Here is a 14,323-nt window from a genome sequence, read left to right as displayed (position 1 = left end):
CAGCCTGTGAAAACCAGTGGCATAGGCTTCCAGCCTGTGAAAACCAGTGGCATAGGCTTCCAGCCTGTGAAAACCAGTGGCATAGGCTTCCAGCCTGTGAAAACCAGTGCCCCCATTCTCCACCGACAGGTTAGCTTCGGCGTAGGGCTGGACGCCAGCCGCGCCGGACCGGTTCCGAAAAAAGAGGGAGAGCCAGAGAAAAGCGGAAAACACAGCCGCTGGCTCTCCAGCCTGTCGATTTATTGAGCCGTTTAGGCGCTAGCCTCGGTTTTGTCAGCACCAAACCGGGGCTATCGCCCAAACGGCTCACCTAAGCAATGCGTTTTCGAATAAAGCGACAGGCCGTCTCCGGCCCCGGAGAGCGCGGCTCTCCGAGGCTAGCGAACTGCGGAGTCTGGTATCGGGCAGTTCCTACAGCGTCAACTCATAGCCGAACAGGGCGTTGAAGCCCGGTCCGTCGACGCCGCTGCCGAGCACCCGGTAGTACTTGTCGGTGATGTTTTCCAGCGCCAGCGAGACCCGGTGCCGGTGCTGCGTCCCGAAGGATCGTCCGAAACGCACGTTCAGCGTGGCATACCCGGGGGTTCCGCCAGCGATGAAGCGGGCGTCGCCGAGGTTGGACTGGGCGTAGCGGTCGGCGCGATCCACCATCCAGGTGTAGACGTCGCAGTACGCACCGCTGGGCTCGTCGTCAAACCGCAGGCCCAGAATGCCTTGCATGGGCGGGATCCGGGAGATCGGATCGTCGTTGCTGGTGACCAGACCGTAGGTGTAGTAGAAATTTCCGTACAGGGCCACGTTCGGACTGAACAGGTACTCGCCGGTCAACTCGGTACCGTTCAGGTAGGCTTCCTGGTTGGTCAGGAACCGCGAACCGCCAATCACCTGGCGATTGATATAGCTATCGAAGTCGGTCCAGAACTCGGTCACCTGCAAACGCAAACGGTCGTAGTTGAACTTGACGCCCAGCTCGTAGGTCTTGCTGTGTTCGGGTTCGACGTTCAGGTTGCCGACCAAGGGCGTGGACTGGTTGTTTTGTAGGAACGTTTTGTTGGCCGTCAGATCGTCGAGCGTTGGTGCTCGAAAACCTTCGTAATAGCCACCGACCAGCCGCATTTCCCGCGTCAGTTCATAGGACAACCCGACGCTGGCGATCCAGTCCTGGTAGGACCGCTGGAAATAGGTCGGCCCGAGGGTATCGAAGTTGGGTGTCCCCGACATATTAATATTTTCGTAGCGAACCGAGGTGGTCGCGTCCAGCCGCGAGGTCAGCGGCACGTACCACGAAGCGTACACGCCCACGCGATCGGCCTGCGAATCATCGGGATACTGGGGATCGGTCGGCACGGGTGTCGCTCCCGGCGCATCGGGGTTGTTGATCCGTGTCCGCTCCGCATCGATCGATTCGCTGTAGTAGTCCGTGCCGTAGGTCAGTTTGCCGTAATCGTCCAGGTCTTTCATGAACGACAGGATCGTGCCCCAGCCGATATCGTCAAACTCGCCGATCTCGCGCCGCGTCACCACGGCGGCCGGGTCGTTGCCCGAATAGCGATCGACGACCGAAGCTTCCTTGGTGCGCATCCCTGAGAAGGTCAGCGAGTAGGCATCGGCGAAGCCCATGTCATCGGCCAGCAAGCCTTCCAGGCGTCCGTACAGCAGGTCGCGTTGCTGGGGATCGAAGAACGTGGGCCGCTGGGTCGGAACGACGCCATTGGTCGGCGGGCCCAGCACGAATGGCAGGAACCGGTCGCTGCGTTTCAGATCGTTTTGCTGGAAGTGTTGCATGGCGATCGTCAGCAGGTGTTCGCCGGCCAGCACGCGTTGCACTTTCAGGTCGCCGGCGTATTGTTCGTAATCGGTACCGGGCTGACGTCCCAAGTCGCCGCCGCGATCCAGCGCGCCCACGTCCAAGTACGACACGCCGCCGGTGATCCCCGTGGCACCGTACCAGCCGCTGAAGCCGGTCCGAGTGTAGGACGACGCTTCGGCCGTACTGTAGATCTGGTTCAGGTAAGGACTGCAGTAATTACCGCGGGTCGGGTCGGCACTGCGAGTCACGAAATTGATCACGCCGCCGATGGCGTCGCTGCCCCAAAGTGCCGACTCGGCCCCTCGGATGATTTCCACACGTTCGATGGAACCGGGGTCGATCGTGGCCGCGTACTGGTTGGGTCCGGGGCGGAGGATGCTGGTATTCATGCGAATGCCGTCGACCAGAATCAGGATTTGCTGGCCGGTCAAGCCACGAATATAGGGCGACAGTTGTCCATTGCCCGTTTGCTGAAGCATCACCCCGACTTCGTTTTGCAGGGCGCGATAGACCGTGGTCGCATGCCGACGGTCCAGGTCTTCGCGGTCCGCGATCGTCCCCAGCCGTGGTGTGTCGAAAAGGTTGCTGGGCGCTCGCACTGCGCTGTTCAGTCCGGTCGGATTGTTGACGGTTCCGCCCAGCAGCGATTCGTCCAGCGCGGAGAATGCTTCGCTGTAGCCTCCGCGGGCCGTGCGATTCGCCCCGCTCGGGCTCGGCCGTGTCGAAGCTGGCGAGCGAAAAGCGGCTTCGGGATCGCTCGTCCCCGACGAACCGCCCGCGTTGTTCGAAACCACCGGCGGCTCCAAGACCGGCGGCGGGACCGGATCGGTGATTACCGAAGGCGTGTCCGCGTCGGCCGCTGCGGATGGGGCCTGCGGCGACGATGTCGAATCGGTCGTCGATGATGGTTGCTGGACCGGTGGCCGGACTTCGATCGGCGGAAGGGTTGCGTCCTGCGCAGTAGAGCCGGCCGGGAAAGCCAACAGAGATAGACTCGCCGCCAGCAGTTTGAATGTCGTTTCCGTTCGATACACCATTTATTGTACTTCTTTGATAACGATCTGTGTCCGTGGCGACAGAGCTAGGCAGCAAGATCGTTAAATCGGTTTCCATGCTTCAGATCGGTACGTTCTGGCCGTTCCCTTTGAAACATGCGAGACGACCGGTAGAGTCGGCACAACCGCACCCCTTTCCCGCCGAATCACTACGCGGTGGCGAAAAAACCAACCGAGCCGGCGAATTTTCCGTCGACAGGTTGCCCGCTGGCGGCCGCCACGAACGGCCGAGTTGGCGTGGAAGGTTCGTCTATCAGCCGGATTGCCTTAATCGCCAGGCGTGGCACACGATCTGCGATGCGCCAGCCACATGAACATCCCGGATGATGAATCGACCAAGCCTGTTCCATCGCTCCACGGCCGCAGCGAGCAGACGTCTCCACCGCACGACGCACCACGTGTTCTCACGTCCCAAGAAATTTTTTGCGGTCACAGCGAAGTCTGGATCCAACATCACGATCAGATGTACCGGCTTCGACGCACTTCGGCGGGAAAGTTATACTTGTGCAAATGAGCCTTCCCGTTCGTTCCACCTTGATATCGCTGTTTTGCCACGCGCTCGTTCTTGCGGTGCTCTGGCTGCTGCCGTCGACGATTTCCCAGCGTTTTCGTCCCGCGGGTCAACAACGGGTGACCGCAATCTCGTTGCGCTTAGCCAGCCCGCCGCGTCCGGACGTCTCGGCCGAAGCGTTCGTCCTTGCCAGTGTTGAACCGGTGCCCGAGTCCGAGCCTCTGCCGCTGGAGCCAGCCGAATCGATCTTACCGCCGGCTCCCGAGCCAACGGAGACGCGATTGATGCCGGCCGAATTGCCCGCGTCCGTCGAAGTGCCTTCCCCTGCCGAGTTCGTCCGAGCGCGTCGGTCGCCGCCGACGGAAATGCCGCGGGTCGAACTCGAGCAACACGAGACGCTGCCCCGCCGAATGCCCAGTCACAGCTCGCCGCCGTCGGTGGACATCGTGCCGCTGGCTCAAGCCGTCGGCCTGGAACCCAAGACGCCGGCCGATTTTTCCGCCAATCCGCCTCCGCAGTATCCGGCCGCCGCGGTCCGCCAGCAGCTCGAGGGCACCGTTACGTTGCGGCTTCGCGTCGATCCGGACGGCAAGGTTGTGGAGGTAGAGATCCTGGAGTCGAGTGGCCACCGCGTATTGGATCTGGCCGCAGCCGAAGCCGTCGAGCAGTGGCAGGGAAAACCCGCCCAACGCTTTGGCCGAGCGGTCGCCTCTGAGGAGATCCTGCCGGTTCGTTTTCGGCTGTAGTCCTATCGGCTGCAGCGGGACCGTCATCGCGACTTCGCTGGGTCCGAAAGACTGTCACGCAAACCAGGCCACCGACGACGCCAGCCAGATGCGCTTCAACCAGCGGCTGGAACGCGGCGGAATCCACAAACAACGTCTGGCCGGTGGCCGCTTCGAACACCAGCTTGGCGACCAAGCCGACCAGCGGCGTCGCCCACAGCATCGCCGCCTTCCATCGCGTACGTTGAGCGGAGGCGACAATCTGATCGGCCAGGAACCACACAAACAACGCCGTATCCAAACCGCTCAAACCGCGATAACTGCTGATCGCCGGACACCACACACCGATGGCGATGGATGTTCCCAACATCAATCCGCCCAGAGCGATTCCGAATGCCCGCGGATGCTTTCGTTCGCAGGCCGCCCCCAGCACGACAAACATCAGCAGGTCCCAGAACAGGTGTTCGGCACCGAAATGCGTGACGTGCCCGCCCAGCAGTCGCCACCACTGGCCGCCGGCAACCGCAGCAAAATCCAGCTCCAGCAGAGCGGTCACAGCAGGGCACAGCCAAGCGACGATCGCCAAGCTGGCAATCAGAACCGTAACAGGAAAGCAACGCATCCTTCGTACTCCAGTCGGCAACCACGATCGCATCATCCAACCACGTCCCCCATTCATCAACCGCGCGGGCCCTAGCCCAATGCCACTTCCTTTGTAGCGGAACGGCGCGAGCCGTCCGGTTTTGCGGTGCGAATCTTCACACACCGGGCGGCTTGCGCCGCTCCGCTAACACTTCAATCGCAAGCGATGGTGAAAGTAGATGGCATTGGGCGCGAGCCGCGGGTTCCATCAGCCGCGCGGGCGCTAGCCCCCGGTTCTATCAGCCGCGCGGGCGCTAGCCCCCGGTTCTATCAGCCGCGCGGGCTAGCGCCCAATGCCACTTCCTTTGTAGCGGAACGGCGCGAGCCGTCCGGTTTTGCGGTGCGAATCTTCACACACCGGGCGGCTTGCGCCGCTCCGCTAACGCTTCAATCGCAAGCGATGGTGAAAGTAGATGGCATTGGGCGCTAGCCCCCGGTTCTATCAGCCGCGCGGGCGCTAGCCCCCGGTTCTATCAGCCGCGCGGGCGCTAGCTCCCGGTTTCATCAGCCGCGCGGGCTAGCGCCCAATGCCACTTCCTTTGTAGCGGAACGGCGCGAGCCGTCCGGTTTTGCGGTGCGAACCTTCACACACCGGGCGGCTTGCGCCGCTCCGCTAACACTTCAATCGCAAGCGATGGTGAAAGTAGATGGCATTGGGCTAGTGCCCCGGCGGCTGATGCTTAAAAACACCGACGGTTAATCCTGCTGCGGACCTTTGCGTCCGCGTTTGCGACGGCGATTCAGAGCGGCCGCTCCGGCGGATCCCAACGCCAGGACCGCCGTGAAGGGCTCGATCGCCCCGCCACCTCCTCCGCCGCCGCCGAAGTCCAGATCCACACCGCGACTGGGGTTCGGCGAGGACGCCGGCCGGCTGCCCGGGTTTGCCGACGCCGGTATCGGACCGGGCGATGGACGCGATCCGTCGGCCGGAACACCGCTGGGCTGGGCGGCCGTGGGTTGGGTGGCGTTGACCAGCTTTTCGCTGCTGTCGACCGCGAACGACTGCTGCGTCTGTTGACGCAGCTGGGCGAGTTGTTCCTGAAGCGCCGTGCGAGCACTGCGATCGCGCCGGATACGCACCGCATTCCTTTGCTCGATCTTCCAGCGTTGGTACTCGCCATCGTTTTCCAGCACCAGCATCGAAGCGTAGGGAGACACGATCGAATAGGCTTCGCTCAGCCGCACGATCTCCGCCTGCTGCGAGCTGTCGCCGGCGCGTTCTTTGTCCAGCAAAGCTGCGATCCGCTGCGACGCCCACATGCGTTCGATCTCGCTGTTGCTCTTGTCTTTGTCCGGCAACTCCATCTGCACCGTCTGTCGCCAGTCGGCCCCCTGCACGCGTCCGGTAATGATCACTTCGGCCGAACCGGATTTCGCATAGCGGCCGAACAGACGCAGCGGTGTTCCGTAGTACAAGTTGCCCAGTTCGGTCGGTTCGACCTCGGTCACACTGCCGCCGGCGAACTGCACGCGGACATCTTCGATGGCCGGACGCACCAATTTCTGCCGCATCAATTGAGCTTGCCGGGCGAAACTGTCTTCGGTGGAGACAAAGGATGCCAGCCCTCCGGCCTGCTGGGCCAATTGCTGCAACAGCGGCCGATTCACTTCATTGCCCACGCCGATGCAGAACACGCGGACACCTGCCGGACGCGCCTGGATCAGCCGCAGCAGTTCAGCCTGCTCGCCAACGTCGGTCATTCCGTCGCTTAACAGAATCACGTTCAACGGCCGATCGTCATCGCGGTAGGCGTAGGCCGCCGAGAGGGCGGGCTGCAACACCGTTCCACCGCGGGCGCGCTGCTGGGCAAAGAACGTTTTCGCTTGTTCAAGCGTTTGCTCGCCGGCCGGTTGCAGTTTTTGGAACAATGGCGTCGGAGCAAGGTTGAACGCCAAGCAGTCGAAGCGGTCCTCCGGCCCCAGGGCATCGACAAACGCCAACACACTCTGGCGGCTGATGGCCAGTTTTTCGTCGTGAGCCATGCTGCCGGAGATGTCCAGCAGAAACACATAGTCCATCGCTTCCCGCGTTTTGCTCAGGTCCTCGCCGGGCGTCAGGGTCATCATCAGATACCCGTCTTCGCCGGGCGGACGACTGGTAACCAGATCCAAACCGGTGCGTGCTCGCTTGGTATGGATGGCCATCACAACGTCGCGGGACAGGTCGCCTTCGCTCAACTCCATCGCCGCTTGAGCGTAGTCGCTCTGGTGCTTCACCACGACAAAGTCATCCGGGTGCGACTCACTGCGAACCTCCTGAATCGGGACCTCGCTCTTCACATCCAGTTGTAAGGAAAAGCGACCGTGGACGCGCGTGTCGATCGCCGGGCCGCGTCCCTCGGTGGCCAACGGGTACACGTACGTGGCCCAGTCGTGATCGATGTCGAGTTGTTGGTAGTATTCGATGCGGATCCGTTGTTCGGCGCCGGCGGGAATCGGAAAGATCCGCATCTCGAACTGTTTGTAGTCGACTTGTTCCAGCAGCCCCGGATCGCGCCGCTGTTGCTTGTAACTGTTGTAGATCTCCCGCGCTCGTTCCTTCTCGACAACTTCGCCGATCATCTCCTTGCCGCCGATCCACATGCTGAAGTTCGAGACGCTGGCGCCGCGGGGCACCGGAAACGTATACAGCGCTTCGACTTGACGGTTTTCGGTGTTCACGAAGATCTGATCGACTTGCGTTACTGCGATCGAATTGTTGATCGTGACCCGCACGTCCTGCTGTTTGATCTCCAGCACACCACCGAAGCCACCGTCGGCCACAAGCAACCCGGCCGCGTGACCGGTTGTGGGCGAGGCCGCCGTGGCGACCACCAACAAGGACAGTACCGTCAATCCGGCGGCCAGCGGGCCTCGTCCCTCAGAGTTTGTTGACCGTTCCCTGAGACCAAGCATGATTCGACTCCCTGTAAGATTTAAGTGATCCAAGCGACCCAGAATTGGGCCGCTTCTCACAGGGAGACCGCGCGGAGGAGAGCGCTGCGCGGCTTTATCGCGCTCGCAGGTAGCGACGATACTGAGCGTCGACGTCCGCGTCCGATGCGATCCAGCGACGCCACTTCCCAGCGGATCCGGCGTTGCCACCGGATCCTATTATAACGGAACCCGTTTGATCTGCCTTATGCGGCCGCTTGGTTGCCGCTCGCTTCGCTGGCGACCCAGTTGCGGATTTCGGGAAGCGTTTTGTTCCACTGCGAACTGCTGCGAATGTCGCAAAAGTGATAGAACATCATGTCGACGGTTTCGCTCAGTAGGCGAATGGCGTCGATCCGATCTTCGTTCTCGAATTCTTCGTCGTCTTCGAGATGGATTTTCGCACCGCTGATCCCAAACCGTTCGGCTTGCAGAACCAGGTCGAACTGGCGACCTTCGCGAACGATGGTCATCCCGGCCTTGCGAGGCAGTTTGCCGCAGCGGATCGCTTGGCGGGCTTCGGGCAATTGCACCGGAGCTTCGGCATTGAACGTGTCTTTGCCGCTCTCTCCGGCCGGACATTCCACGGCCAGCGTTTTGTTCAGCATTACCGTGACTTCGGACTCGTCGGCCAATGCGATGGTGTCGGTCTGGTTTTCCAGACTCCACCACAACCACAACAGAAACTCGTTGCCGAGAAACTCCGGAGTCTTGGCATGTTCGTTGGCCCAGGCGTAGGGTCCCTGCAGCGGCACCGCGGTAAAGCTGGTCGGTTGCAAATCATCGACCTCGGCATAGCGTTCGTTCTGGATCGACCAGGATTCCGCCAGTGTGCCCGCCCCGATATGCCGCAGCTCGACTTCGAACACCCGTTCGAGCAACTCCATGCACAGGCCGCTGGCGGTGCCGACCGAGCCGCCGAAATACAACTGTTCGTGGTTCAGATCCCACAACAGGGAGAACTGCTGCATCTTGCGGTACTTGCCCGACGCCGCTTCGACTTCACAGCGTTGCTCGACCGCCTCTTTGGCTTCCTTGCGTTGGGACTTGGTGGGGACGCCCGATTCGTTGTCCTTGGCGATGCCGTCGAGTTCCATCTGCAACCAAGCCGCGCGGATCGCGGCGGGGATTTGATTCGTATCGATGCGGATGCCGAAATGGACCGCATCCTGAATCACGTTCTTGCTCAGATCGAACTGCTGGTCGAACAGGTGCGAGCCGCCCAGAAACCCCACGTGGACGTTTTCGATCGCGGTGCTTTGCGAGCGACCGGCCGCGTGCTGCGACATCTTCTCGATGTGCTCGTCGTCGAAGTGGGAAGCTTCGAATCCACTAACACTGAATCTTTCGAAGCCCAGGCTACCACGCAGAAATGGCATAAACGATCTCGCATTGGTTAAGGAGCAGAACCGGAGTGACGGTCGTGAGGTTATCGACGTCTGGGGCGAGCGGCGTTGCGGCCGATAGGCCTCGCTCGCACGCCTTCTCCAGCTCCACTCGGCAGCGTTTCCAGCAGGTTCTACGCAGCTTCGCTGGGCGAGATAATCGTCACGCTTTACACCCTCCCCACCCACCGATGCGGCGTCCCCCAGAGGGGACACAACGATCAGTCGGCTGCTTGGATGCAGAACAGGTGTTGGTTTCCCCGGATAAACAGTTGGTTGTCCACCGGCGCGGGTGTGGCATCCACCCCTTCGCCTACCGAATTGGTCGCGACAATCTCAAAACGCGGTTGGTCTTTGATGACCACCGTCGTGCCATCGCGTCCGGTCACATAGACGTGTCCGCCGGCGGCGATCGGCGAGGCGTAGATGGTTCGCAATTCCGGAATCCGCTGCGGCCCAAAATGCTTTTGGCCGGTCGACGCGTCGACGCAGGTCAGAATGCCGGACTTCTGCTTGTGAAAGTACAAGCGGTTTTCCGAGAGCAACAGCGACGCGATGTCGGGCGTGTCGCGTTGGATCGTCCAGACAACTTGATCGCTGCCGCGAATATCGCCTTCACCTCCCAGCCGAAAGGCCGCCAGAAACGACCCTCGGAAGCCGCTGCCGACAAAAACCATCTCGTCGTTGGCCACCGGCGAAGCGACCGGTCGCTGGGTTTGTCCCCCACATCGCCATAACTCCTCGCCCGTTGCCAGGTCGTAGCTGCGCACATAGTTCTCACCATTCATGATCACTTGTTGCCGGCCCTCGTGCGATACGATCAAAGGCGTGGCCCAGTTGGTCGGTTCGTCGCGTTCAATCTGCCACAGCGTTTTGCCGGTGTGCCGGTCCAGGGCTGCCAGCCAAGACTGCCCTTCGTGATCGTACGGCACCAGCAATCGGTCGCCGGCGATCGTCGGGGAACTGCCTTCGCCGAAGGCAAGCCGGGTGTCCATCGGCGGAAAATCATCGCGCTTCCACGCCAGTTGTCCGTCCATTGTGTAGGCATACAGCCCGCGAGAGCCGAAGTGGGCATAGACGTACTGCCCATCGGTGCAGGGTGAGGCGGAGGCATGGGTATTGGTTTCGTGGATGCCTTGGTGGGGGGTGGCTCGAGTAGCCGTCTGCTGCCACTGGGGCTTGCCGGTTCGCCGGTCGAAACACAGCACGCGGAAGTCCAACGCACCGTCGCCGACCGGGACGGCGGTGACCACAAAGACCTGCTGCTCCCAGACGATCGGCGAACCGGATCCGGCACCATCGATCGGGGCCTTCCAAAGAATGTTTTCGGTCGGACTCCAGTGCGTCGGAGGCGTCGCCGTTGTGGACACTCCGTTGCCTTCGTCTCCCCGCCAATGTCCCCAATTGTCCGCCATAGCGTTTGTGCCAGCCAACAGAAACACGACGCAACACAAACCGAGCGGGCGAGCGATCATCAATAAACGTCTCCAAGATGTAATAGAAATCGAAGGTTCGAGCCCCCGTCGCCGAGGTCCCGCTGGTCGCCGAGGTCACGCTGGTCGCCGCGACGCCTGTTCAACGGGGCGGCCTGTCAAATTAGGTGGGTTGAGCGCAGTTTTCCAGTTGATCCGGTGGTTCTACACCATAAGGGGGATTCGGACCGAATGACAACTAGAGAACCAACAAGCTGCGTATCGGCTACGAGCCGAAGGGCCCCTATAAAACGATCGGCCGGCCAAGGACGGGCATCTGATGAATCCAGTACAGTTGAAACCACGGAACCGGCCAACCCGCTCGCTACGCTGGCTCGTTAAAGCGGCGGCGGCGACGGCTCTGTTGTGCCTGCAGGTGGGATGCTGGGCGCCGCTCCGGTCTCCCGGCATCCACGCCACGAAGTTGCCCGACTCATTTCGCACCCCCACGCGAACCAGCGGTAGCCCGCTGAATTTTGCCAGCCTGACGATCACACCACCAGCCGACTACATCCTGGGGCCCAATGATCAACTGGACGTAACCATCGCCGGCTTGTACGAAGACGGCGAGGTGCGGCCTCCAATTCGCGTGCAGGTCATGGCCAACGGCGTCGTTCAGTTGCCGCTGATCGGAGCCATCGAAATCGGCGGCAACAACCTGGTCGACGCCCAGCAAAAGATCAACGACGCCTATGCCGACGAGTACTTGGAAAACCCGCAGGTCAATCTGACCTTGATCGAGAAAGGAACCACCTCGGTGATCGTCCTGGGTGAGGTCAATATGCCCGGGGTGCACATCCTGCCGAAGTATCAGAACGACGTCGGACATGCCATCGCGGCCGCCGGCGGTCTTTCCGAACACGCTTCGGACGTGATCGAAGTGCATCGGCGAGCCCGGCACGGGATGCCCATGCCGGCCTCCGGTCGTGGCCCGGAGATTCTCGCGCCGCCGAGCCAACTTGGTCCGGGGACTCACAGCGGTGCGACAACTCGAGGCAATCCGCAAGCCTCATCGGTTCGGCCCGTCTCGCATACTCAGCCCTGGACGTCGGTCCCGCGATTGGCGGCGCGGGCCCCGTCGCCGTCGACACGACTGGTCGGAACGCCGGACTTCGCCACTTCCGCACCGCGAGTCATCCCGACGCTAACGGCCGGTACCGGGTCGGCGGTCAGCGCGCCGGCTTGGGCCCAGCTCCAGTTGCCACGGCCGCTCGGTTCAACGCCTCTGTCGGCGGGAGCGGTGTCGGGGACAACCACGGCGGTCGCAGCGAATCCACAAGCCCCTCGGGGGTTTGCACCGCAAGCCCCAGAACTCGCGGCGCAGAGTGTTGTGCCGTCCGAGACGGCGGTGCAGCTCCATGCCGCGTCGTCGAGCCATGTCCCGGCGGTTGATGCGGTCCCCAGCTTGGAGGCGGTTCCGGCGATGGGTGCTGTTCCAGCGATGGGAGGGGTTCCGGCGATGGGCGGGATGGCTTCGCACGCCGGGTCCGAGGCGGTCCTCGATCCGGCTGCGTGTCTGCCCTGCGGTCCGTATGGCCGGGACGTTCAGCTGAGTCCCGGCAACGGTCACATCATGCGGATTCCGCTGCGGACGAACCAACAGTTTCATCTGAGCGAAGACGACATCACGCTTTCCGACGGGGACGTGATCGTGGTGCCCAGTCGCAAGCATGAAGTGTTTTTTGTGGTGGGGGAATTGAGCACGACGAACACGGTTCGATTTACGATCGGGGATCGTGAACGGGAACTCGGTGTGGGATTTGTTCTGCCGCGCGACCGCGAGATCGATGTGGTGACGGCGGTCGTGATGGCCGGTTACATCGATCCGATCGAATCGCCCACGACCGTCACGCTGCACCGCATTATGCCCGATGGGCAACCGTTGCTGATCCATGTCGACCTGATCGAAGCTCGTTGCGATCCTCGGGCCACGGTCCTGGTCGAACCCGGCGACATTATTTATCTGAATCCCGATCCCGACTGGTACTTCCGCCGGACGTTGGATCGCATTATGCCTGATCTGCTGATCAGCCCGTACGGATTCTGGATGCGACGGTCGTTTTTGGGCACGGGGGACCTGTAGGCGATCTTTCCGCCGCCGAGCTCTATTAGAATGGACGGCGATCATTTGGCAACGACCGCAGAGGTCGTTGCGGTGGCGACAAGTGTCGTCGGTCCGTATTCTTCTGCTCGCATTCTGGGTTGCCGTATCGCGATGTTCACTTTGTTGACGCCACGTGGATTGCATGGTGCGATGCCGCGTGATTACTGGCACGTGCTCGAGCCGACGGGTCGGCACATCCAGAGAGATTCGCTGGGCGGTTACTACATCGACATGCGTCACAAAGCGCGGCCGTACAAGGGTCCGACGCAGGATGGATTTCCGTTGCGCAATCAGAACGGCGAAGGGCTGCAGTTATTGCCGGTCACCGTCACGCAGATGGCGCTCGGCCATTACGACTGCTTTCTCGAGGACGGGGACCTCGAGCGTCAGCGGACGATTGCTCGGTGTGCCGACTGGTTGATCGAGGCGCACGGCCCGTGTCCCGGCAAGCAGGACGGTTGGTCGTATGGATTCGATCACGGCCGGTTGGGGATCAAAGCCCCGTTCATCTCGGCAATGGGGCAGGGACAGGGCATCTCCCTGCTGGTTCGCGCCCACAAGCTGATCGGCGACGACCGCTACCTCGACGCGGCTCGGGTGGCGCTGCAACCGTTTTTTCACAGCGTCGAAGACGGCGGCGTGATCGCTCATCTTCCCGGCGGCGGGGTGACGCTGGAAGAGTATCCCAGTCGGCCCTACAGCCATATTCTCAATGGCTTTATTTTCGCGTTGTGGGGTGTGCACGATTTCGCCATCCACACCGGCGACGATCGAGCCGCCGAGCTGGCCGAGCGTGCCGTCGATACGCTAGCGGACATGATGCCGCGGTATGACGTGGGTTATTGGTCGCGGTACGGTTTGTTTCCGCACCCCCGTCCCAACGTAGCCAGCCCGTTCTACCACGAGCTGCACATCGCCCAGTTGCGAGGATTGAAGGAGATCTATCCGCGGGACGTATTCACGGAGTTCGCCGATCGCTGGGAGCGTCAATTCGCCAGCTGGACGAATTTCACTCGAGCGGTATACGGCAAAGTCCGGTTCAAACGATGGGTGAAACAAACCAAACGGCAACTGGTCGCAGCTGGCATCGAAGTGGACGAAGCGACGGAGATCTGGACCGGTCAAACCGCCAGCCTCCCCGCCTAACCCATCCCCCACCCCGACCGGGGACAGTGCACGCATTCCCACCCCGACCGGGGACAGTGCACGCATTCCCAACCGACCGGGGACAGTGCATGCATTCCCAAACACCGACCGGGGACAGTGCACGCGGACAAGGGTCGAGTAGGGACAGTGCATGCAACCAGCAGTCAAGCATAGTCGAGTCGAGCAGGGACAGTGCAGCAAGCAGGGACAGTGCAGCAAGCAGGGACAGTGCAGCAAGCAGGGACAGTGCACACGCACGGCAGTGCAAGCGCGACCGAGCGGGGACAGCAACCGAACCCACCGAGCAGGGACAGTGCACGCATCGATCGGGGACCAACTAACCGGGGACAGTGCACGTAGGGAAAGTAAACGGAGACAGTGCACGTAGGGAACGCGGTCAGGACCACACGCAAGGCTCTTTCGTCCCGAGGTGTCCCCCGGCCGACACCCGCTATGTAGAGCTAGCAAAAAAACGTGGGAAACTTAATTCCTGAACGTAGGTCCAGGCGAACACTCGACTTACACCACACGATCCGCCACGACCCCCCACTAGATGGGGT

At 61.6% G+C, this 14,323-nt stretch carries 9 protein-coding genes and 1 pseudogene; 5 read left to right on the top strand and 5 right to left on the bottom strand.

Going from position 1 to position 14,323, the window contains the following annotated elements; genetic code table 11:
- Positions 1-6 precede the first annotated feature (6 nt).
- Complete coding sequence (locus tag GE027_RS20175; RefSeq protein ID WP_153559036.1) at positions 7-246, top strand: hypothetical protein; 240 nt, start codon at positions 7-9, stop codon at positions 244-246.
- A gap of 165 nt (positions 247-411) precedes the next feature.
- Here the strand turns inward: GE027_RS20175 and GE027_RS20170 are convergent, their stop codons facing one another.
- Positions 412-2,847 (bottom strand): TonB-dependent receptor, encoded by a 2,436-nt coding sequence (locus GE027_RS20170; RefSeq protein ID WP_153559035.1) that lies wholly within the window; start codon positions 2,845-2,847, stop codon positions 412-414.
- Positions 2,848-3,175: 328 nt separating this feature from the next.
- Between GE027_RS20170 and GE027_RS23815 the strand changes: the two genes are divergently transcribed.
- Positions 3,176-3,379 carry a hemin uptake protein HemP gene (locus GE027_RS23815; RefSeq protein WP_153559034.1) on the top strand — a complete coding sequence of 68 codons (204 nt, stop codon included), beginning with the start codon at positions 3,176-3,178 and terminating at the stop codon, positions 3,377-3,379.
- 56 nt (positions 3,380-3,435) lie between these two features.
- Positions 3,436-4,122 (top strand): energy transducer TonB, encoded by a 687-nt coding sequence (locus GE027_RS20160; protein ID WP_237607691.1) that lies wholly within the window; start codon positions 3,436-3,438, stop codon positions 4,120-4,122.
- 106 nt (positions 4,123-4,228) lie between these two features.
- Here the strand turns inward: GE027_RS20160 and rrtA are convergent.
- From rrtA to GE027_RS20140, 4 genes and pseudogenes are all read right to left on the bottom strand, one after another.
- Positions 4,229-4,723 (bottom strand): annotated as a pseudogene (gene rrtA / locus GE027_RS23810) (rhombosortase); the annotation flags it as partial.
- Positions 4,724-5,439: 716 nt separating this feature from the next.
- On the bottom strand, positions 5,440-7,638 hold the full coding sequence (locus GE027_RS20150; RefSeq protein ID WP_153559031.1) for a VIT and vWA domain-containing protein: 2,199 nt from the start codon (positions 7,636-7,638) through the stop codon (positions 5,440-5,442).
- A gap of 224 nt (positions 7,639-7,862) precedes the next feature.
- On the bottom strand, positions 7,863-9,035 hold the full coding sequence (locus tag GE027_RS20145; RefSeq protein ID WP_153559030.1) for a hypothetical protein: 1,173 nt from the start codon (positions 9,033-9,035) through the stop codon (positions 7,863-7,865).
- 227 nt (positions 9,036-9,262) lie between these two features.
- Positions 9,263-10,411 (bottom strand): outer membrane protein assembly factor BamB family protein, encoded by a 1,149-nt coding sequence (locus GE027_RS20140; RefSeq protein ID WP_237607690.1) that lies wholly within the window; start codon positions 10,409-10,411, stop codon positions 9,263-9,265.
- Positions 10,412-10,937: 526 nt separating this feature from the next.
- On the opposite strand from GE027_RS20140, the gene GE027_RS20135 reads away from it, so the two are divergent.
- Both GE027_RS20135 and GE027_RS20130 read left to right on the top strand, forming a co-directional pair.
- A complete protein-coding gene (locus GE027_RS20135; RefSeq protein WP_162006848.1) occupies positions 10,938-12,596 on the top strand; it encodes a polysaccharide biosynthesis/export family protein in 1,659 nt (552 codons plus the stop codon).
- 72 nt (positions 12,597-12,668) lie between these two features.
- Positions 12,669-13,763 carry a D-glucuronyl C5-epimerase family protein gene (locus tag GE027_RS20130; RefSeq protein ID WP_162006847.1) on the top strand — a complete coding sequence of 365 codons (1,095 nt, stop codon included), beginning with the start codon at positions 12,669-12,671 and terminating at the stop codon, positions 13,761-13,763.
- The last annotated feature ends 560 nt before the right edge of the window (positions 13,764-14,323 follow it).

The sequence above is a fragment of the Roseimaritima sediminicola genome, from assembly GCF_009618275.1.
In the GTDB taxonomy this organism is placed as follows: Bacteria; Planctomycetota; Planctomycetia; order Pirellulales; family Pirellulaceae; genus Roseimaritima; species Roseimaritima sediminicola.
Note: the sequence above shows the minus strand (reverse complement) of the source record. Positions and strands in the feature narration are given on the sequence as shown.

Coding starts and splice junctions, on each gene's coding strand:
- GE027_RS20170 (WP_153559035.1), bottom strand. CDS start 2,847: ATGGTGTATCGAACGGAAACGACATTCAAACTGCTGGCGGCGAGTCTA.
- GE027_RS23815 (WP_153559034.1), top strand. CDS start 3,176: ATGAACATCCCGGATGATGAATCGACCAAGCCTGTTCCATCGCTCCAC.
- GE027_RS20145 (WP_153559030.1), bottom strand. CDS start 9,035: ATGCCATTTCTGCGTGGTAGCCTGGGCTTCGAAAGATTCAGTGTTAGT.
- GE027_RS20150 (WP_153559031.1), bottom strand. CDS start 7,638: ATGCTTGGTCTCAGGGAACGGTCAACAAACTCTGAGGGACGAGGCCCG.